19 protein-coding genes are annotated in these 20,109 nt (G+C 38.4%); 13 read left to right on the top strand and 6 right to left on the bottom strand.

The annotated features are described in order from the left end of the window. The first annotated feature begins 2 nt into the window (after positions 1-2). The 13 genes from BQ7314_RS14030 (at position 3) to BQ7314_RS14090 (ending at position 12,328) form a co-directional block, all read left to right on the top strand. Complete coding sequence (locus BQ7314_RS14030; protein WP_174484311.1) at positions 3-524, top strand: chemotaxis protein CheW; 522 nt, start codon at positions 3-5, stop codon at positions 522-524. Between the two features lie 42 nt (positions 525-566). Next, positions 567-2,921 carry a methyl-accepting chemotaxis protein gene (locus tag BQ7314_RS14035; protein ID WP_174484312.1) on the top strand — a complete coding sequence of 785 codons (2,355 nt, stop codon included), beginning with the start codon at positions 567-569 and terminating at the stop codon, positions 2,919-2,921. A gap of 93 nt (positions 2,922-3,014) precedes the next feature. Continuing rightward, positions 3,015-3,509 (top strand): chemotaxis protein CheW, encoded by a 495-nt coding sequence (locus tag BQ7314_RS14040; RefSeq protein ID WP_245395012.1) that lies wholly within the window; start codon positions 3,015-3,017, stop codon positions 3,507-3,509. Beyond that, a complete protein-coding gene (locus tag BQ7314_RS14045; RefSeq protein WP_174484313.1) occupies positions 3,506-4,267 on the top strand; it encodes a ParA family protein in 762 nt (253 codons plus the stop codon). Before BQ7314_RS14040 ends, BQ7314_RS14045 begins: the two co-directional genes overlap by 4 nt. After that, a complete protein-coding gene (locus BQ7314_RS14050; RefSeq protein ID WP_174484314.1) occupies positions 4,268-4,753 on the top strand; it encodes an STAS domain-containing protein in 486 nt (161 codons plus the stop codon). A gap of 29 nt (positions 4,754-4,782) precedes the next feature. Further along, positions 4,783-5,613 carry a CheR family methyltransferase gene (locus BQ7314_RS14055; RefSeq protein ID WP_425356652.1) on the top strand — a complete coding sequence of 277 codons (831 nt, stop codon included), beginning with the start codon at positions 4,783-4,785 and terminating at the stop codon, positions 5,611-5,613. Between the two features lie 139 nt (positions 5,614-5,752). Beyond that, on the top strand, positions 5,753-6,385 hold the full coding sequence (gene cheD / locus BQ7314_RS14060; protein ID WP_174484334.1) for a chemoreceptor glutamine deamidase CheD: 633 nt from the start codon (positions 5,753-5,755) through the stop codon (positions 6,383-6,385). A 13-nt stretch (positions 6,386-6,398) separates the two neighbouring features. Beyond that, complete coding sequence (locus tag BQ7314_RS14065; protein ID WP_174484315.1) at positions 6,399-7,487, top strand: protein-glutamate methylesterase/protein-glutamine glutaminase; 1,089 nt, start codon at positions 6,399-6,401, stop codon at positions 7,485-7,487. A 13-nt stretch (positions 7,488-7,500) separates the two neighbouring features. After that, positions 7,501-8,706: a methyl-accepting chemotaxis protein gene (locus BQ7314_RS14070; RefSeq protein WP_174484316.1), complete on the top strand. Its 1,206-nt coding sequence runs from the start codon at positions 7,501-7,503 to the stop codon at positions 8,704-8,706. A gap of 182 nt (positions 8,707-8,888) precedes the next feature. Beyond that, entirely contained in the window at positions 8,889-9,194 is a 306-nt protein-coding gene (locus BQ7314_RS14075; RefSeq protein ID WP_174484317.1) for an STAS domain-containing protein, read from the top strand. Positions 9,195-9,213: 19 nt separating this feature from the next. Then, a complete protein-coding gene (locus BQ7314_RS14080; RefSeq protein WP_174484318.1) occupies positions 9,214-10,914 on the top strand; it encodes a SpoIIE family protein phosphatase in 1,701 nt (566 codons plus the stop codon). Between the two features lie 45 nt (positions 10,915-10,959). Beyond that, positions 10,960-11,577, top strand: coding sequence for a chemotaxis protein (locus BQ7314_RS14085; protein WP_174484319.1), 618 nt, complete (start codon positions 10,960-10,962; stop codon positions 11,575-11,577). Between the two features lie 22 nt (positions 11,578-11,599). Continuing rightward, positions 11,600-12,328, top strand: coding sequence for an oxygen-binding di-iron domain-containing protein (locus BQ7314_RS14090; protein ID WP_174484320.1), 729 nt, complete (start codon positions 11,600-11,602; stop codon positions 12,326-12,328). A 118-nt stretch (positions 12,329-12,446) separates the two neighbouring features. Here BQ7314_RS14090 and uvrA read toward each other — a convergent pair whose 3' ends face one another. From uvrA to BQ7314_RS14120, 6 genes are all read right to left on the bottom strand, one after another. Beyond that, complete coding sequence (gene uvrA, locus BQ7314_RS14095; protein ID WP_174484321.1) at positions 12,447-15,284, bottom strand: excinuclease ABC subunit UvrA; 2,838 nt, start codon at positions 15,282-15,284, stop codon at positions 12,447-12,449. A gap of 79 nt (positions 15,285-15,363) precedes the next feature. Next, complete coding sequence (galU, locus tag BQ7314_RS14100) at positions 15,364-16,254, bottom strand: UTP--glucose-1-phosphate uridylyltransferase GalU (RefSeq protein ID WP_174484322.1); 891 nt, start codon at positions 16,252-16,254, stop codon at positions 15,364-15,366. A gap of 63 nt (positions 16,255-16,317) precedes the next feature. Further along, positions 16,318-17,937 (bottom strand): sulfate adenylyltransferase subunit CysN, encoded by a 1,620-nt coding sequence (gene cysN / locus BQ7314_RS14105; RefSeq protein WP_174484323.1) that lies wholly within the window; start codon positions 17,935-17,937, stop codon positions 16,318-16,320. Between the two features lie 43 nt (positions 17,938-17,980). Further along, positions 17,981-18,325 (bottom strand): four helix bundle protein, encoded by a 345-nt coding sequence (locus tag BQ7314_RS14110; protein ID WP_174484324.1) that lies wholly within the window; start codon positions 18,323-18,325, stop codon positions 17,981-17,983. 41 nt (positions 18,326-18,366) lie between these two features. Next, positions 18,367-19,275, bottom strand: a complete 909-nt coding sequence (cysD, locus tag BQ7314_RS14115; RefSeq protein ID WP_174484325.1) for a sulfate adenylyltransferase subunit CysD — start codon at positions 19,273-19,275, stop codon at positions 18,367-18,369. A 537-nt stretch (positions 19,276-19,812) separates the two neighbouring features. Then, on the bottom strand, positions 19,813-20,109 hold a 297-nt coding region (locus BQ7314_RS14120), incomplete at its 5' end, for an SPFH domain-containing protein (RefSeq protein ID WP_342590414.1).

Here is a 20,109-nt window from a genome sequence, read left to right on the forward strand (position 1 = left end):
TAATGACTCAAGAAACTGATACACAAGAACTAGAAGAAACTCAGCTTGAGAACTCTATGCAGTTTTTAAGCTTTACTCTGGGTGAAGAAGAATACGGTGTTGATATATTAAGTGTTCAAGAAATACGCAGTTGGGAGCCTGTTTCTAGAATACCTAATGTACCCAGTTATGAAAAAGGAGTGGTGAATTTACGAGGTGCTATCGTTCCGATTATTGATTTACGAGAAAGATTTAACTTAGAGCATTCTGAATATACTAACTTAACCGTTGTGGTTGTTTTGCAGACAATTTTACAAGGTAGAAGTCGTACTATGGGGCTTGTTGTTGACTCGGTTTCTGATGTCAATAATATTGATCTGCAATCAATTCAAAGTGCACCTGATTTTGGGACAAAAGTTAGTACCGAATTTATTAGTGGCTTAGCATTAGTTGAGGAGCGAATGCTAATACTACTCGATGTTAAAAAATTATTGAAATTAGATGGTGTGGACGATGCTGCAGAGGATGATAATGATGAAAGTTAAACTGCTTAAATTAACAAAGTTGACTGGTAAGGAGAATGCATAGTGAAAGTTAACATGCCTGTGACTGAGAATGAAGTCATGATGAAAGACGGGACTATATTAGTTACGCGTACTAATTTAAAAGGCGTTATTACTTATGCCAATGATGCTTTTGTTGAAATAAGTGGGTTTTCTTATGATGAATTAATTGGTAAAAATCATAATATGGTAAGGCATCCGGATATGCCAGCGGTTGCTTTTCAGGATTTATGGGAATCTGTTAAGGCATTGAGGCCCTGGTCTCAACTAGTTAAAAACCGAACTAAATCAGGTGATTATTATTGGGTAGAAGCACATGTTACACCTGTTTATAAACAAGGGGTTCCTGTTGAATATCTTTCTGTTCGTTATGCACCTAGCCGTGCACAGGTTAATGAAGCAGATACTTTTTATCGGGAGTTAAATGGCCGTCGCGCAACAACGATTAGACCTGTTGGTTTAGCAAAAGTAATAAAAGCAATTAAAGAAATTTCGATCAATAAAAAAGCGGGAATGATTGCAGGCGCATTTCTTTTACCTAATATTTTTTTAATGAAGCAGTTTTATGATGCCCAACAACTATTACCACTTGCAATAGTCGCTTTGCTCTCTACTTTAGCTTGTATATTAGGGTATAGGTTGGTACGTGATGTCACTGGCTCCTTGGGTAAAGCAACTAATATGTGTTATCAAATGACGGATAATAATTTCCGAAATAAGACAGATATTGATCGTAATGATTTAATTGGTGATTTCAATCGAGCACTGTATGGCATGCAAGTTAAATTAAATGCAGACATGGCTTATATGAAACAAACAGGGAGTGAGTCTTTACGTATTAAACAAGCATTAGATAATGTCAGCTCTTGTGTCATGGTGGCGAATACTAATCTGGAAATCATTTATATGAATGATACCGTGAAAAGTATGTTCAAAAATGCTGAGAAAGATATACAGCAGCAATTACCTAATTTTGATGCAGATAAGCTTTTAGGGGCTAATATTGATCAGTTCCATAAAAATCCAGCTCATCAAAGAGGCATGGTGCCTAATTTACAAGGTACTTTAACATCGGAATTAGTCATTGGCTCACGACATATGAATTTTGTTGCTAACCCTGTTTTAGATGAAAGCGGAAGTCGAATTGGCACGGTAGTTGAGTGGTTGGATAGAACGCATGAAGTTAAAATAGAAAAAGAAATTGAAAATTTAGTTGAAGGCGTTAAAACAGGGAATTTATCTGCTCGGATTGAAATGGCAGATAAAGACGGTTTCTTTGAAAAGCTAAGTCAAGGAATTAATGAATTAACAGATGGTATCGAAGGCGTTTTTTCGGATATTAATAATACGATGCACAGCATGGCAACAGGTGATTTATCAAATAAAATTACTAATGAGTATGAGGGGGTTTACGATGACTGTAAAGGCAGTATAAATGCCACGATCGATAAATTAGCGGATACTGTAGGACAAATAAGAGAGTCGGCGGATTTTATTAATAATTCCTCACAAGAGATTGCCAGTGGTAATAATAACTTATCTGAGCGTGTAGAAGCGCAAGCGGCGAGTTTGGAAGAAACAGCTTCGAGCATGGAGGAGCTGACTAGTACCGTTAAAAATAACGCAGATAATGCCCAACAAGCTAATCAGGTAGCGAGTAGTGCTAGAGAATTGGCAGAAAAAGGTGGCACAGTCGTTATTTCAGCAGTTAATGCAATGGCTGAAATTAATGAAAGTAGTAATAAAATTGCTGAAATTATTGGTGTTATCGATGAAATTGCCTTTCAGACGAATTTACTTGCCTTAAATGCTTCCGTTGAAGCAGCAAGGGCAGGTGAGCAAGGGCGTGGATTTTCTGTTGTAGCGACTGAAGTGCGTAATCTAGCACAACGTAGTGCCGCCGCTGCACGTGAAAGTAAAGAGCTAATTCAAACCAGTATACAAAGAGTACGTACAGGAACTGAGTTCGTTAATGAGACAGGTGTATCATTAAATGAAATTGTCGGAGGCGTGAAAAAAGTCGGTGATATTATTTCTGAAATTGCGGCGGCTAGTATTGAGCAGTCTCAAGGAATTGAACAAGTTAACCAAGCTGTTTCAGAAATGGACGAAATTACTCAGCAGAATGCCGCTTTAGCTGAAGAAGCTTCAGCAGCAAGTGTATCTATGAGTGACCAATCGACTAATATGATTAATTTATTACAATTCTTTAGTTTTAATGGGGCACCAAGTCCAGTAAATAGAGCCGTTGATCAACAGGCTCCCCCTCCAGTTTCCCCCAAACCTACTCTGCATAGGATGAATAAATCACAAGCAAAAGACATGGTAGGAAAGTCTTTTGTAGAAACAAGTGAGGATGATGAGTGGGATGAGTTTTAAGCTAATACGCAATAAAATTAAGATAAACAAGTAGTTTGTAAACCGTATGTTTTTACACGCGTAAAACATACAGCTAATGATTAGGAAGTGAATATGGCTAATGACGCTATGGGTAATCAATCGAATATGAGCGGACAGTATTTGACTTTTGATTTAGCAGGAGAAATGTATGGCGTTGAAATCTTGAAGGTACAAGAAATTCGAGGTTGGGAAAAGGTGCGTAATATTCCTAATGCGCCAGATTATATTAAGGGAGCACTAAATTTGCGCGGAGAAGTCGTCCCTATCATTGATTTACGCGTACGTTTTGCAATGGAAAATAGGGAGTTCACCCCCGTTACCGTGGTTATTATTTTGTGTGTTGAATCTGAGCAAGGGACTAATGTTATTGGTGTTGTTGCAGATGCGGTTTCGGATGTTTTAGATATTAAATTAGCAGATATTAAAGAAAAACCAAATTTAGGCAGCAAAATTGATACCCGCTTTATGCGTGGTATTTATGTGTATAAACACAATATGATTATGCTTTTAAATGTCGATAAGCTACTTAACCCTGATGAGTTTGAAGGATTACCTAGTTTATTATGAGTGTTAGAGTGGTTGCTATTATTAATCAAAAAGGGGGCGTTGGTAAAACGACTACCTCGACGAATCTCACGCATGCTTTAGCTAAAAAAGGCTATAAAGTGACTGTTATTGATCTAGACCCACAAGGGCATTTAGCGGTCTCTTTTGGGGTAACATCGCCTCAGATTAATGGTGTTGATGCAGTGATGTTAGATGAAAAAAATATTGAGCAGCAGGTGATTGCAGCACGTGATAATTTGCAACTTATTGTTGCAGGCCCAAGGCTGCAAGAAATTGAACAGTTGACCGATGGCGGTGCGCAACGAGGGGATTTATTGCGCAAAGCATTGCATGAGAATTTACAAGACCAAGATTTTGTTTTTGTTGATTGTCCACCTTCATCGGGTGTATTGGTCGCAAATGCATTATTTGCAGCGGATGAGGTTTTAATTCCGATGACGAGTGACTTTTTGGCACTACAAGGTTTGTCGCATTTAGTTGCTACTTTAAAGCGCTTTGAAAGTGCATTAAAGAAAAAATATAAAATCTCTTTAGTGATGTCTCGCTATGTAACGACAAGACGTATATCTAAAGAAGTTTTAAATACTATGTTAAAACATTTTCCCAATCAGGTACTAGCGACTGTTATTCGAGAAGCTTCGGTATTAGCCGAGTGTCCTAGTTTTGGTAAAACAATTTTAGAGTATCGACCTGGAAGCCGTTCAGCACGAGATTTTCGTGATTTAGCGAATGCTTTTCTTGAAGGTAAGGTGATGTAAATGACGACAAAAAATAAAGACAGTTTAATTGGTTTTGACCCACTTGCCTGGATCAATGACGATGATAAACCACCAGATCAAGAAGAAACCTTGGTCGAGCAAGCCGTTGACAACGCAAGCGTCGATAAGCCAGAGAATGAAGTTTTAATTGCTGAAGTAAGCAATCAAATATCGGAAGTTAGTGAGTTTATAGATAATTCAAAAATTCTCTTAGAGAATACCCTCAATATTAGTACAGTGGCAGAATTACATAGTCAGTTAGTACAAGCTTTACAAGGTAATGAATGTTTAGAAATTGATGCTGCGAATGTGAATAGTATTGATACTGCAAGTTTACAGTTGTTTGTTGTTTTAAAGCAGGAGGCACTCAAGTTAAATAAGGATATTATTTTTGATTTTCCATCGGATAAATTTATAGAAGCGGCGAAATTGCTAGGTATCGATAATATGCTAGGGGTTGATCAGGCTGCTGCTGGTTTTTTCTGATCAGAGTATATAAAGAAAGGATAAAAACGATGGAAAAACAGCGTGAATTTAACTATACCCGAGCAGATTTTGAGGTTTTGAGAAAAATATCAAATAGTCATTCCGGCATTATTGTTACAGATGATAAGTTTGATATGTTTTATTCTCGCTTATCAAAGCGGATAAGAATGCTAGGCTTAAGGGATTTTCAGGAATATTGTCAGTATTTAAAAAACAACGAAGCACATGAGTTTACAGAATTTATTAATGCGATCACGACAAATTTAACTGCTTTTTTTCGTGAAAATCACCATTTTGAGTATGTAAAAAATACGATTATCCCTGAATTACTTAAACGTAATCATATGAGTAGGGAAATTAAGGTATGGTCTGCTGGCTGTTCTACTGGAGAAGAGCCTTATTCTATCGCGATGACATTATTGGAAAACTTACCTAAGGACTGGAATGTAAAGATTTTGGCCACAGATTTAGATACGAATGTTTTACAAACTGCTGCAACAGGTATTTATGGAGATGATCGTGTCAGTGGTTTATCAACAGATCGCTTAAAAAGATGGTTTAAAAAAGGCATTGGCAGGAATGCGAGTAAAGTAAAAGTTAAACCTGAACTACAAGCCTGCATTCGTTTTAAACAACTTAATTTGATGAATGAATGGCCTATGAAAGGGCATTTTGATTTTATTTTTTGTCGTAATGTAATTATTTATTTTGATCGAGATACAAAGGAAAAGCTCGTTAATCGTTACAGTACTTTATTATTTACAGGCGCACATTTATTAATTGGTCACTCGGAGTCTTTACATCAAATTGAGACTGATTTTGATTTAATTGGTAATACTATTTATCGAAAAATAAGATAAAAAGCATACAATTTCTCATCACACATGGACACGTTGATGTAGGATACACTAGAAAATGCAGCGCAACATTTACCTTGATTTTTCGAGCTTAATTATTCAAACGTCAGTAGATAATGAGACATTACAAAAATACGTTATTATGAATGAAAATATAGCCCCCCCTTCAGTTGAAGGGTTTGAGTCAATAAAACGTTACTGGGATAAACAAAATAATATTGTTACTGCCAAAGTATTACCTGGCGAGTATTATGTAACTAGGGAAAATGAACTTATTACCACTGTCCTGGGTTCTTGTATTTCAGCTTGTATTCGCGATCCTATCTCCGGTATAGGTGGTATGAATCATTTTATGTTGCCTGAAACAAGCAAAGCGCGATTACAAGCGGGTGATGAGGCGGTTGTGGGTAATGCTACGCGTTATGGAAATTATGCCATGGAGCATTTAATTAATATTATTTTATCTAACGGTGGTAAACGAAAAAACCTTGAAGTTAAGTTATTTGGCGGCGGCAAAATTATCCCAACTATGAGTGATGTGGGAGCAAGAAATATACAGTTTGTATTAGATTATGTCGATGCTGAGGCTTTGCGATTGCTTGCCCAAGATTTAGGCGATATTTATCCACGTAAAGTGAACTATTACCCCCAAACGGGTAAAGTTAAAATGAAAAAAATTCAAGATATACATAATGAAACGCTTGCTATTAGAGAGAAGCGATACTTTAATAGTATTAAAGATATGCCTGTTGAAAGTGATATTGAATTATTTTAAGGGAATATGTTAGATGGAAAAAATACGCTTATTAATTATTGATGATTCAGCACTTATTCGTACGATGTTGAGCAAAATATTTGAGTCTTCAGCTGCAATTGAGGTCGTTGGGACTGCTGCAGACCCTATTATCGCCAGAGATAAGATTAAGAAACTAAAACCTGACGTTTTAACTTTGGATATTGAAATGCCGCGTATGGATGGGCTAACTTTTTTGCGTAATTTAATGCGCTTAAGACCTATGCCGGTGGTTATGATTTCCACTCTAACTGAGAAGGGTGCTGAGGTAACTTTAGAAGCGCTAGCTATAGGCGCTGTCGATTTTGTTGCTAAGCCAAAAGTAGATGTGGCCAATACACTGAATGCCTACGCCGAAGATTTAATTGCAAAAGTTAAAGCAGCAGCTAAAGCAAATGTACGATCTGGATCTAGCTCAGTCAGTAATCAAAGCAATCATAAACAGGCAGCTAATATTTCTACAAAATTAAACATCCAAGATAAACAAGCGACGACTCCGAAAAAACATTTTGTTACTACGGAAAAAATTATTGCTATAGGTTCATCGACAGGGGGAACAGAAGCGGTTAAAAATGTAGTAAAAGGTTTACTAACAACAACCCCTGCCATTGTTATTACCCAGCATTTACCCATTGCTTTTAGTGCTTCTTTTGCTAAGCATGTTAATGAGGTAACTGAAATGAAAGCCTGTGTTGCTGAAGAAGGCCAAGTGATTAAGTCAGGGCATATTTATATTGCGCCAGGAGATAGGCACTTACTCGTGATTAGGCATGGTACACATTATGTCTGCCAGTTAAATGATGGCCCGCTTGTGAATAGGTTTAAGCCTTCTGTGGAAGTGATGTTTCGTTCCATCGCACAAAATGTTGGCAGTAATGCCATAGGTGTCATGCTTACAGGAATGGGAGCCGATGGTGCTGTGGCGATGAAAGAAATGCGTGATGCTGGATCAACAAATATCATTCAAGATGAAGCCAGTAGTGTCGTATGGGGTATGCCAGGCGAAGCTTATCGCCAAGGTGCAGCGCATTATGTACAGCCTCTCGATCAAGTTGCTGCACAAATACTTGCGTTAGTTAAATAATCTGGAAATTAAAATGTCGCTTTTTTTGAAAAAAATCATTTGGCCTTTTTTGTTGACATTAGCTGCTTTGTTTTTGCCGCTATTTTTTTCTATAGAAACCTTGTATTGGATTGTTATTCCAAGTTTATTTGGGCTTTTCTGTGTACTTATTTATCAAGTTCAGCAAGCTAATTTTATAAAGGATGGAGAAGCTGAGGATGAAAATTCTTCTGTAGAAGGGGCAGTTGATCAGTATTTACAGACATTACAGCACTGTACTGAACAAGAAGTTATTGATTTTGTTGGTGAGTTAGAACAAGTGAAGCAAGTTGTTTCGGATGCCGTTGTTACTATGTCGAATAGTTTTACTGAAATGCATAATCTTTCGGTTCAGCAGGCAAACGCAATGCATTCATTAGTCAATAATTTAGAAGGCACTTCTACTGAAGAAGGTGAAAAAAAATCAGTAAATTTTCAACAATTTGCAGAAGAAACTGATGGGGTTTTAGCTTATTTTATCGAGCATATTTTAGAGGTTAGTAAACAAAGCATGGAGATGGTTGCCGTTGTAAGTGATGTTGATGAGCATATGAAAAAAATTGTCGTCTTATTGGCTGATGTACAAGGTATTGCGGATCAAACTAATCTACTAGCACTCAATGCGGCGATCGAAGCAGCAAGAGCCGGCGAGGCTGGGCGTGGTTTTGCTGTAGTTGCTGATGAGGTTAGAAATTTATCTAAACATTCTGATAAATTTAGTGAAGAAATCAAGAAAGTAGTGGGGGAGTCGCGTACAAATATTAATAATGCCAAACAAATGATTGAAAAAATGGCATCAAGAGACATGAATATAGCCATTACTTCCAAATCGCATATTGACGAGATGATGCGCGATATCGGTACGATGAATGCAAATATGTCGGTACAATTAACGCAAGTATCAGGACTTTCTAATCAAATGGAGCAAGCAGTTGGGGGTGCTATTCGAGCTTTACAGTTTGAAGATATGGCACGCCAGCAAATCGAATTTTTACAAAGCAATGTACATCATTTTCAAGCACTCAATGACGAAGTTAAAATCGGTTTAGGAAGTTTCAAAATATCTGATATTCTGATGCAAAAAAATGAATTAGAAGCAGGGGTGCAGCGCTTTAAAGATATGCAGGCGCTATGGCAAATTAAAGAAAAGAAAACTGTTGCGCAGAACACAATGGAAGAAGGTGAGATTGATTTGTTTTAGCTTATGATAGATAACTTTTACTCCTCCTTTTTCTGTTAGATACTAAGTCATGTAAGATGTGCTGAGGAACGAAGCGCATCACATAAAAACTATAACCTTGATAGATCTTACTGTTGTATGGCTTATTTTGGGACTACTGTACTACGCTAGTGAATGATTAATTAATATTTTAGGAATATAACATGACAGTTGAAGTTTTTTTAAATAAAAGTAATAACGAATTACAAGTAAAGGTTATAGGACGTTTTGACTTTAGCTTGCACCAAGATTTCCGTAAATTATCAGAACAAGCAGCGAAAGGTGTTAGTTCGATTAGTATCGACCTTGGTAGAACCGAATATGTGGATAGCTCCGCTTTAGGTATGCTTTTAGTGTTACGTGATAAAGTGAGTAACCAACAAAGTGCGATAAAAATCATCAATGCTTGCCCTGATGTCAAAAAAATATTGATCATTGCTAATTTTGATAAATTATTTACAGTAATGTAAAGTAAAAAAACACAAGCTAATGATTTTAGAAAAAAAAACACAATATAAATCAAAGATCTTAGTTGCAGATGATAGCCAACTGCAACGCATATTGTTAGAAAAAATATTCTCCCAAGCAGGATATAAAGTTTTTGTGGCTGAGGATGGAGATGAGGCATTACAACTTTTTAAGAAAGAAAGGCCAGATCTTGTTGTTTTAGATATTCTGATGCCAAAAATGAATGGAATTGAGGCAGCGACTAAAATAAAGAAAATTTCAGGTACTGAGTATGTGCCTATTATTTTTATTACTGGGGATAGTCGTGAGGAATACTTGCAGTATTGTATAGATGCTGAAGGCGATGATTTTATTTATAAACCAATTAATGAATTGGTATTAAAAGCAAAAGTAAATTCTTTGTTGCGTTTTCGGCAGCTTTGTCAGAAGCAATATAGCCAAAAGCAACAGCTATTAGAATATCAGCACAAAATGGATCAAGAGCAAGAAATTGCCGCAACATTGTATAAAAATATTGTTCACGCTGGGTTTTATGATACACCAGAAGTGAAATATCGCTTATCTCCCATGGCTTTGTTTAATGGTGATATATTTTTGGTGGCTAAATCGCCAGGTAATCAACTTTATGTTTTATTAGGTGATTTTACAGGGCATGGTTTAGCCGCCTCGGTAGGTGCTGGTCCTGCGGCAGAAATTTTCTATGGTATGACAGAAAAAGGGTTTGGCTGTAGCGAAATTATTGTTGAAATTAACCGTAAAATGCATAAATTGCTACCTGTTAATATGTTTTTAGCAGCTACGGTTGTGGTTTTTTTTCCGGATACTAACTCCATGAGCTTGATCACTTGTGGTTTACCCGATCATTATTTATTTAATCATAAGACTAAGCAGTTACAGACTATTATTTCCAAAAACTTACCTTTAGGTATTATTGATAGCTTTGTGCCCGACATGCAACATATGCCGATTAGCAAAGATAGCTTTTTGTACTTGTTTACCGATGGTGTTATTGAGGCTGAAAACACACAAGGTGAGCAGTTTGATGCACCTAGTGTGATTAACAGTATTGATGGTGGTATTGATGGTTATACTGCGGTTTTAAGTGCATTAGATAAGCACACTAAGGGAATGGGGCAGCAAGATGATATTACTTTTGTTGAGTTAAACTGTAATGTTTCAGATGCTCAATGGATGCAAGTAGCAACTAAAGAAACACATAAAAAGTTACAAGCGCTTTCTTGGAAGGGATCTATGGAGTTCCAGAGCTCCTCCTTACGACATGCTAACCCCGTTCCTGTCGTGATTAATTTAATTATGGAAATTCAAGGGTTAATTGAGCACCGTGAGTCTATTTTTTTAATTGTTACTGAGTTATTTGCTAATGCTTTAGAGCATGGGTTATTAGGATTGGATTCCAAAATGAAACAAAGTGCTGATGGTTTTATGCAATATTATTCAACTCGAGAGGAGAGGCTAGCGCAATTAAGTGATGGCTATATAAAAATGAGTTTTAATCATCAGCCGACGAAGACAGGTGGAAAATTAGTGATTAGAATGCAAGATTCTGGGCCAGGATTTGATTTTTCAAAGGTATCATCAGACTTAAAGCAGAATGAACAAAACTTTGGGCGTGGCATAAGTCTCTTATTTAACTTATGTAAGACCGTTGAGTACAGTGGTAATGGTAATCGTGTGAAAGCAGTTTATGAGTGGACTGCATAAAAGTAAATGCGATTGTATTTTATAGGCTAAAAGCTGGATTAATTAATGAATAAACCGAATCATGCAAAATCTAAATTTGTAGCCGTGGCATCTATTGCTGCTGAACTAAGTGCTGTTATGCATGTGGCAAAAGAAATTTCCTTAGCGGCTGCCAATGCTAAAGCTATTGCTTTTAGAGCCGGTGAAAAGGCAAAAGGTTTTCAACCGATTACTGATTTTATTAATGAGTTGGCTAAAGAAACGATTGAGTTAGTTAATGATATCAATGAACATGCCTTATTACTTTACCAGATGACAGTTGATGAGCATAGAATGACTGACGCATGCCATTCTTTTGAGAAAGTAGTGATATTGGCTGAAGGTGCGCCTTATGCAAGTTCATTAGATAAATCGGTGGAACTAGCGCAACAGCGTATGCAGTTTTGTCGTACTCAATTTAGAATACACGTTAATCAACTTTTAGACCAACTCGAAGGCGTTATGCATCCTGCTAGAGCTGCGCGCGTTATTGCGGCTAACTCAAGGATTGAAGCTTCACAAGCAGGGGAATACTTACAAAGTTTACAAGCCGTAGCAGAAAGTGTCGATAATGCGGCGCAAGTTATTCATGATAATGTGCAGCGTTGCCGAAGCGCATTATCCATTCTTAATGTTACAGAATAGTTGCTAAAAGAGATTATTTATTATGAAAATGACTAAGCTTTACGATGGATCGTACCAATGGATTATGTACGGGCGGGATAAAAATAAACCTAGCAATATTATTGATACCAATCAATATATCATTCGCACGGCGAAGCGTTGCTTGGTGCTTGATCCAGGGGGAATAGAATTATTTGCACCGATGTTAGCCGCTGTATTGCATCATGCGCCTGTAGAAGAAATTACCGATTTATTTGCCTCACATCAAGATCCGGATATTATTTCGTCCTTAGGGCTTTGGGACCAAGCTTTACCGCACGCAAAACTACATGCACCTGCCTTGTGGGAAGGGTTTTTGCGACATTTCGGTTGTGAAACGATTGAATATGTTGGTATTCCTGATAATGGCGGCGTTATTCAATTGGATGGTGCGGATTTAAAAATTATCCCTGCACATTATTTACATTCTTCAGCTAATTTTCATATTTATGACCCAAAAGCAAAAATCCTGATGTCAGGTGATGTAGGCGCGGCATTAGAGGAGGATGGAGCTCCCATCTTTGTTGATGATTTTAATGCACATGTAGAAAAAATGCGCTTTTTTCATCAACGCTGGATGCCATCTAACCAAGCAAAACGTGATTGGATTGATCGAGTACGTAAACTTGATATTGATATTATGGCCCCCCAACATGGGCGAATCTTTAGAGGCGATGATGTGAATCGATTTTTAGATTGGTTTGAGTCACTACAAGTAGGAATTGCTGTTTAAGTTTTTCGTAGGGCCCTCTTTCATAGAGTCAATTATACTTTTGGGAGTAGTGCTTTAATCTGCCTTTATAGCTGGAAATAGAGGCTGAATTACTGTTCCCGCTATACCCTATAAAAAACTAATTGGATTTTATGATTGCTGTAAAAAAGCGTTTTAAGTATTGGCCTGTATAGGATGCTTCAATGTGAGAAACTTGTTCAGGCGAACCTTCGGCAACGACCATCCCGCCCCCATTACCACCTTCTGGTCCTATATCAACCACCCAGTCTGCCGTTTTAATGACATCTAGGTTATGTTCAATCACAATCACTGTATTCCCATGATCACGCAAAGTATGTAGTACATTGAGTAATTGCTGAATATCATGGAAATGTAAGCCTGTCGTCGGTTCATCAAGTATATAAAGTGTTTTTCCGGTATCGCGTTTAGATAATTCTTTAGCTAATTTAACGCGTTGCGCTTCTCCACCTGATAAGGTGGTCGCATTTTGCCCCAAGGTAATATAACTTAAACCGACATCTAATAAAGTTTGTAGTTTGCGCGCTAAAGTAGGTACAGGACTAAAGAAGGTATAGGCTTCTTCGATAGTCATATTTAATATTTCATTAATCGTTTTGCCTTTATAGCGGATCTCTAGCGTTTCACGGTTGTAGCGTTTGCCTGCGCAGGTATCGCAATGCACAAAAACATCAGGGAGGAAGTGCATCTCTACTTTAACCACACCATCACCTTTACAGGCCTCACAGCGACCACCTTTGACGTTAAAGCTAAAACGACCAGGTGTATAGCCACGAGAGCGTGACTCGGGGGTTGCTGCAAATAGTTCACGAATGGGTGTGAATAACCCCGTATATGTGGCTGGATTCGAACGTGGAGTACGACCAATTGGACTTTGATCTATATCGATAATTTTATCAAATTGCTCCAAGCCCTCGACATCATCACAAGGTGCTGGCAGTGTGGATGCACGGTTAATTGCGCGGGCAGCATATCGATATAAAGTATCATTGATTAATGTCGATTTGCCTGAGCCGGAGACACCTGTGACACAAGTTAATAAACCCACTGGAAAGCTGACATCAATGTTTTTTAAATTATTACCCTGCGCATTGCGCACTGTAATAAGGTGCTTTTCATCACGCGGCGTGACCTGCTTAGGTATGCTAATTTCCAGCTTACCTGATAAATATTGCCCTGTGATTGATTGTTCATTATTAATTACTTCATCAGGTGTGCCTTGAGCAATAATTTGCCCACCATGAACGCCGGCACCAGGACCAATATCAACCACATATTGTGCAGCACGAATAGCATCCTCATCATGCTCGACTACAATGACTGTATTGCCTAAGTCACGCAGTCTGAATAAGGTTTTTAATAAACGCTCATTATCGCGCTGGTGTAAACCTATAGACGGTTCATCTAAGACATACATAACGCCGACTAAGCCCGCCCCAATTTGGCTTGCAAGGCGAATACGTTGTGCTTCTCCACCAGATAAAGTATCTGCACTACGATCTAGACTAAGGTAGTCCAGGCCAACATTGACTAAAAATTCTAATCTTTGTTGAATTTCAGTATTAATTTTTTCTGCTATTTGTCCGCGTTGACCGGGTAAATTCAGAGCTTGAAAAAATTGCAAAGCTTGCCGAATAGGGAGGCTGGTAATTTCATAGAGCGGTTTTGAAGCGATAAAAACATTTCGTGCCGCTGTATTTAAACGTGAGCCATGGCAGCTAGAACAGGGTTTATTCGTTTGGTATTTGGCTAATTCATCACGTACAACTTGTGATTCTGTTTCTTGATAACGGCGCTCCATATTGGCAATAATACCTTCGAAGCTATGGCGTTTTTTGCGTTTTTTTCCATTAGCCGTGATAAAATTGAAATCTATAGCTTTGCGGCCACTGCCATATAAAATGATATGCTGTATGTCATCACTCAGTTCATTGAAGGGTGTCTCAGGGTCAAAGCCATAGTGCTCTGCCAGAGAACAAATAAGTTGATAATAATAAGCATTACGCCTATCCCAACCTCTGACAGCACCTGCTGCTAAGCTTATTTCTTTATTATGCACAACCAATTCAGGGTCAAAATGCTGTTTAACGCCTAAACCATCACAAGCACTACAAGCGCCTTTCGGGTTGTTGAAGGAAAAAATTCGAGGTTCTAATTCGGTAATGCTATAACCGCATTTTGAGCAAGCATATTTTTCTGAAAAAACTAACTGTTTTTTCGGATCATCCATGCTTATTACTGTCGCTATTCCGTCAGCAATTCTCAGGGCTGTTTCAAAAGATTCTGCTAAACGCAGACTCATATCGGGACGAATTTTGAAACGGTCAATGATGACTTCGATAGTATGCTTTTTTTTGCCATCTATTTCGGGTAGTGCATCGAGCTCATAGACTACGCCGTCAATACGTACGCGTATAAAACCTTGTGCTTGTAGGTCCTCTAATAGCTGAATATGTTCGCCTTTGCGCTCATTAACTATAGGCGCTAATAGCATCCAACGCTCATCTTGTTTTTGCTCTAAAACATGATCAACCATTTGGCTAATCGTTTGCGCCTCCAAGGATAGCTCATGGGTAGGGCAGCAAGGTGTACCTGACCGAGCATAGAGCAGTCTTAGATAATCATATATTTCGGTGATTGTGCCAACGGTTGAGCGAGGGTTATGTGAGGTAGATTTTTGTTCAATGGAGATTGCCGGGGATAAGCCTTCAATATGGTCGACATCAGGCTTTTCCATCATAGATAAAAACTGACGGGCGTAGGCTGATAAAGATTCTACGTAACGCCTTTGGCCTTCAGCATAAATAGTATCGAATGCAAGCGATGATTTTCCTGAGCCAGATAAACCAGTAATCACGATTAATGAATCTCTAGGTAAGTCAAGATCAATATTTTTTAAATTATGCGTTCTTGCACCACGAATGCTGATTGTATCCATTGGGGATTATAAATAAGGGAGGGGAAGTAAGAGGCTCTTATCCACAGTTGTTATGGATAAGAGTCTATATCTACGTAATTTATTTGGTATATTTTTTAGCTAAGGTTTTAAGGTAATCTAGAAAGTCATCTTTTAATTCTTCATGTAATAACGCTTGCTCAACTGTGGCCATTAAAAAACCTAATTTAGCACCACAGTCATAACGTTTTCCTTCAAATTCATAAGCAAGCACTTTTTCTTTAGCTAATAATGAAGCAATCGCATCAGTTAGTTGAATTTCATTTCCAGCACCTCTACCTGTATTTTCAATTTCGGCAAAAATGGCAGGTGTTAAAATATAACGACCAATAACGCCTAAATTGGTTGGAGCCACATCAGGTTTTGGCTTTTCGACGATAGATTGCACTTCACCGATTTTATCATTGTCGGTGCTCGTGGTTTTTACGATACCATATTTGTCAGTTTCATTCGGGTCAACACGCTCTACAGCAAGAAGTGAATGTGGTGTTTTGGTAAATTGTTGGGTCATTTGTGCTATGCATCCGCGCTTGCCATCCTCTACCAAATCGTCGGCTAAAAGAACAGCAAAAGGCTCATCACCAACAACAGGTTTTGCACATAATACCGCATGACCTAAACCTAAGGCTTCGGACTGGCGTATAAAGATACAGGAAACGTGAGAGGGTAGAATATTTCTAACCATATCTAATACTCGAAGCTTATTTTTTGCCTCAAGCTCTTTTTCAAGTTCATAAGATTTATCAAAATGATCGGGAATAGCACGTTTGTTGCGCCCAGTGACAAAAATCATGGTATCAATTCCCGCTGCTACCGCTTCTTCCACGGCATATTGAATCAGTGGCTTATCAACGATAGGTAGCATTTCTTTCGGGCTAGCCTTTGTTGCAGGTAGGAAACGAGTGCCTAAGCCAGCAACAGGGAAAACAGCTTTTGTAATTTTTTGCGTCATTTATCAGATCCTTATAGGGGTAATAGGGCATTAATATATCCCCATTACATTGGCGCTACTTTATTAGTGAATAATGTTTTTATCTTTCAAGGCTAAATGAATGTCATCAACCGATAAGGTGTCGGTATCAAAACTTAAATCACAGCCTGAGTCTGCCGTACAAATGCAAATTAATCCCGCCTGTTTAACAACTGTAATTGCTTCTTCTAAATGAGACGTTAATACGATTGTGGCATGGCCATTATCAAATAGTTTTCTTTCTAATTGATAAGCGACAGAGTCTTTATTTTTCCCTGTTAAGGCAATAGAAGTGGCTTTTTGAGCAAATCGCGCGGCACGCTCTTCAGCCGAGACATGAGTTAATTCCAGCTCTGAACTAGAACCTGTAATCATACCAGCGCCAACAGTAACATTGGTCAGGCGGTCGATAATAATAAAGGACCCTGTGCCTTTGCTACGATGATAAGCATCAAATACGACAGGCGCATTGACTGAAACGGTACACAGGCCAATTTCATTGAGCTGTAGTTTTTTAGCATCATGATGCTCAAGGGTGTTCACATCAATGCGGTGCTGAATATTCGTAATTGAACCTGAAACGCTACGTGTTGCCAGTTTTAAAATATATTGCTTGCTGGGGGTCAGTGCACTCTCTGCCATCCAAACGATATTGGCATCAAATTTATCAGCAACGCTGGGTAGATTATCGCTACTGACAATCGTATCGCCGCGGCTAATATCAATTTCATCATCCAAGGTTAAAGTAACGGCCATGGGCGGGAAAGCTTCTTTTAATTCGCCATCGAAAGTAACAATAGATTTGATCGTGCTGGTTTTTCCAGAAGGTAAGGCGGTAATTTTATCGCCTTTATGGAAAATACCAGCAGCCACCGTACCGCAGAAGCCTCGGAAATTGAGGTTAGGCCGGTTGACATATTGCACTGGAAAGCGTGGGTCCTGGAAATTTTCATCCCCCGCAATTTCTACTGTTTCCAGTGTTTCCATCATGGTTTTACCCGTGTACCATGGCATTTTTTCACTTTTATTGACGACATTATCCCCATCTAAAGCGGACAGAGGAATAAAGTGAATATCATTTAAACCATCAAGATTATTCACAAAATCCAAATAATCCGTTTTAATTTTTTCGTAGGTTGCTTTGCTGTAATCGACCAGGTCCATTTTATTGATAGCCACAACGATATGTTTAAGACCTAATAAAGAAGCGATAAAGCTATGGCGTTTGGTTTGTGTTTGCACCCCATAACGCGCATCAATTAAGATCACGGCTAAGTCACAAGTCGAAGCACCCGTCGCCATATTGCGCGTGTATTGCTCATGCCCTGGGGTGTCAGCAATAATAAATTTTCGTGTTGAAGTTGAGAAGTAGCGGTAAGCCACGTCAATAGTAATACCTTGCTCGCGCTCTGCTTGCAAGCCATCAACTAATAAGGCTAAATCAATTTTCCCAGCACCGGTAGTGCCTGATTTAACGCTGTCAGATTGCACAGCGGCTAACTGGTCTTCATAAATCATTTTAGAGTCGTACAGCAAACGCCCGATAAGCGTACTTTTGCCATCATCAACATTACCGCAGGTTAAAAAACGTAATAATTCTTTACGTTCGTGTTGTGCTAAATACGCATCTATATCGCTACTAATAAGATCTGACTGGTGTGACATGAGAAAATTTTTCCTTTAAAAATTTTAGGCTAAAGGTGAAAGGTTAAGAGCTTCTTGATTTAATGAGGGCAGATAGCATTTTTGATAACTGTTCCGCTTCATTTTTCCATTGAAAGCCTATGTCTTTCTTTATATAACCAATTTCAATACCTATGTAAATTTGAGTTCGTAGTTCACCACAAGAGCCTTTGGCATAGTAAAAAAATCGAATGCTATCTTTATCTGTTCCCCGTTCATATCCTTCAGCAATATTGCTAGGAATAGATAAGCTACAACGTGTAATCTGATCTTTAAAACCAAAGTCCTTGCAACAAGCAAGTTCTTTATAAACACTTACACAAAGCCGAGAAGAACGTTTCCAAACATCCAAGTCTTCAAATCGTCGCATGTTCTTCCTTTTGCCTTTAGCCTTGTGTCTTTCGTCTGCTCTTAAAAATACCCTTCACGTTTTTTCTGTTCCATTGAGCCTGACTGGTCATGATCAATCAATCGACCTTGGCGCTCAGACGTGGTGGTTAATAACATTTCTTGAATAATTTCAGGTAGCGTTGTTGCGCTTGATTCCACAGCCCCCGTTAATGGATAGCAACCTAAAGTACGAAATCGTACCATTTTCATTTCTACTTTTTCATCAGGGCCGATAGGCATACGCTCATCATCGACCATAATTAACATGCCATCTTTCTCGACAACGGGGCGTTTTTTAGCAAAATAAAGCGGTACAATCGGGATATTTTCTAAATGGATATATTGCCAGACATCTAGCTCAGTCCAGTTGGAGATTGGAAATACACGAATACTTTCACCTTGATCAATTCTGCCGTTATAGATATTCCATAGTTCTGGGCGTTGATTTTTAGGATCCCAGCCATGATTTTTATCACGGAATGAATACACGCGTTCTTTAGCGCGTGATTTTTCTTCATCACGACGCGCGCCCCCAAAAGCGGCATCAAATTTATATTTGTTCAATCCTTGCTTTAATGCTGTGGTTTTCATCACATCAGTATGGTTTTTACTGCCATGCGTAAAGGGGCCAACACCTTGGTCAATACCCTCTTGGTTTGAGTGAACCAATAAATCCCAGCCTAGTTCTTTGATATATTTATCACGAAATTCAATCATTTCTTTGAATTTCCATGTGGTATCAACATGCATCAAGGGAAAAGGCGGTTTGCCAGGATAAAACGCTTTACGCGTTAAATGCAACATAACAGCCGAATCTTTACCGACGGAATAAAGCATGACAGGGCGATCAAATTCAGCAGCAACTTCACGAATAATATGAATGCTTTCGGCTTCGAGTTCTTTTAGGTGGGTAAGTTTATGGACGGTCATTAGTAAATATCTAAGTCAAAGTGAGAAGTTAATAAGAGATGATGTAGTACAACACGTAAGTTTATTATGCCATTTTAATTTGAATCAGCTTTTAATGCTAGAATCATTACTATTTTAATGATTAGTGATAGACCTATTATGCGTTAAATTTTGAGTTTGGAGGTGTTTTTAAATGTAAATAAAGAGGCACATCAAAAGATGTATTAGTTGGATTATGCCGAGCCTTGTAAGAGTCAAAAATAGGGCACTTTCTTAGGCTTATTTTATGGAACTCACGCTTAACTCTAAGGGCTGTTTATAGCCTAATTTAGAGTGTGTCCGCTTATCGTTATAAAAAGCTACATATCAATAATGCTATTAACTAAAGTTTTGGAGTTCATTTTCCTTTTTTGTGCGTTGTAAGACTGACGCAAGGCGTGCTGGGACTTATCCAATTCGCTCCGTATGTGAATAAATATTTAGCGATAGGATTCCCAAATATTTTGTGAAGTAAGGTGACGCGTCCGATATAGAGTTCCATAAGGGATATTTTTGTGCTTATTCTTTAAACCCTTTTAATAGATCTATTGGAAAGACGATAGTAGAAGATTTGTCACCTGCAATATCAGTTAAGGTTTGCATATATCTTAGTTGAATCGCTCCTGGTTGCTCTGCCAATACTTTTGCTGCTTGCATCAGCTTTTCGGCAGCCTGTAATTCACCTTCGGCGTGAATGACTTTAGCGCGTCGAGTTCTCTCGGCTTCGGCTTGTTTGGCAATGGCTTTGACCATACGCTCATCTAAATCCACGTGTTTGATTTCAACGTTTGCTACCTTAATTCCCCAAGCATCAGT

The organism is methanotrophic endosymbiont of Bathymodiolus puteoserpentis (Logatchev) (assembly GCF_900128525.1).
Taxonomy (GTDB): domain Bacteria; phylum Pseudomonadota; class Gammaproteobacteria; order Methylococcales; family Methylomonadaceae; genus Methyloprofundus.

What these genes read in the sequence shown, in the direction of transcription:
- BQ7314_RS14030 (WP_174484311.1), top strand. Translation starts at nt 3, where the DNA reads ATGACTCAAGAAACTGATACACAAGAACTAGAAGAAACTCAGCTTGAG.
- BQ7314_RS14040 (WP_245395012.1), top strand. Translation starts at nt 3,015, where the DNA reads ATGGCTAATGACGCTATGGGTAATCAATCGAATATGAGCGGACAGTAT.
- BQ7314_RS14090 (WP_174484320.1), top strand. Translation starts at nt 11,600, where the DNA reads ATGAAAATGACTAAGCTTTACGATGGATCGTACCAATGGATTATGTAC.
- BQ7314_RS14045 (WP_174484313.1), top strand. Translation starts at nt 3,506, where the DNA reads ATGAGTGTTAGAGTGGTTGCTATTATTAATCAAAAAGGGGGCGTTGGT.
- BQ7314_RS14065 (WP_174484315.1), top strand. Translation starts at nt 6,399, where the DNA reads ATGGAAAAAATACGCTTATTAATTATTGATGATTCAGCACTTATTCGT.
- galU (WP_174484322.1), bottom strand. Translation starts at nt 16,254, where the DNA reads ATGACGCAAAAAATTACAAAAGCTGTTTTCCCTGTTGCTGGCTTAGGC.
- BQ7314_RS14080 (WP_174484318.1), top strand. Translation starts at nt 9,214, where the DNA reads ATGATTTTAGAAAAAAAAACACAATATAAATCAAAGATCTTAGTTGCA.
- BQ7314_RS14050 (WP_174484314.1), top strand. Translation starts at nt 4,268, where the DNA reads ATGACGACAAAAAATAAAGACAGTTTAATTGGTTTTGACCCACTTGCC.
- BQ7314_RS14075 (WP_174484317.1), top strand. Translation starts at nt 8,889, where the DNA reads ATGACAGTTGAAGTTTTTTTAAATAAAAGTAATAACGAATTACAAGTA.
- BQ7314_RS14110 (WP_174484324.1), bottom strand. Translation starts at nt 18,325, where the DNA reads ATGCGACGATTTGAAGACTTGGATGTTTGGAAACGTTCTTCTCGGCTT.
- BQ7314_RS14085 (WP_174484319.1), top strand. Translation starts at nt 10,960, where the DNA reads ATGAATAAACCGAATCATGCAAAATCTAAATTTGTAGCCGTGGCATCT.
- cheD (WP_174484334.1), top strand. Translation starts at nt 5,753, where the DNA reads ATGAATGAAAATATAGCCCCCCCTTCAGTTGAAGGGTTTGAGTCAATA.
- cysD (WP_174484325.1), bottom strand. Translation starts at nt 19,275, where the DNA reads ATGACCGTCCATAAACTTACCCACCTAAAAGAACTCGAAGCCGAAAGC.
- uvrA (WP_174484321.1), bottom strand. Translation starts at nt 15,284, where the DNA reads ATGGATACAATCAGCATTCGTGGTGCAAGAACGCATAATTTAAAAAAT.
- BQ7314_RS14055 (WP_425356652.1), top strand. Translation starts at nt 4,783, where the DNA reads ATGGAAAAACAGCGTGAATTTAACTATACCCGAGCAGATTTTGAGGTT.
- BQ7314_RS14070 (WP_174484316.1), top strand. Translation starts at nt 7,501, where the DNA reads ATGTCGCTTTTTTTGAAAAAAATCATTTGGCCTTTTTTGTTGACATTA.
- cysN (WP_174484323.1), bottom strand. Translation starts at nt 17,937, where the DNA reads ATGTCACACCAGTCAGATCTTATTAGTAGCGATATAGATGCGTATTTA.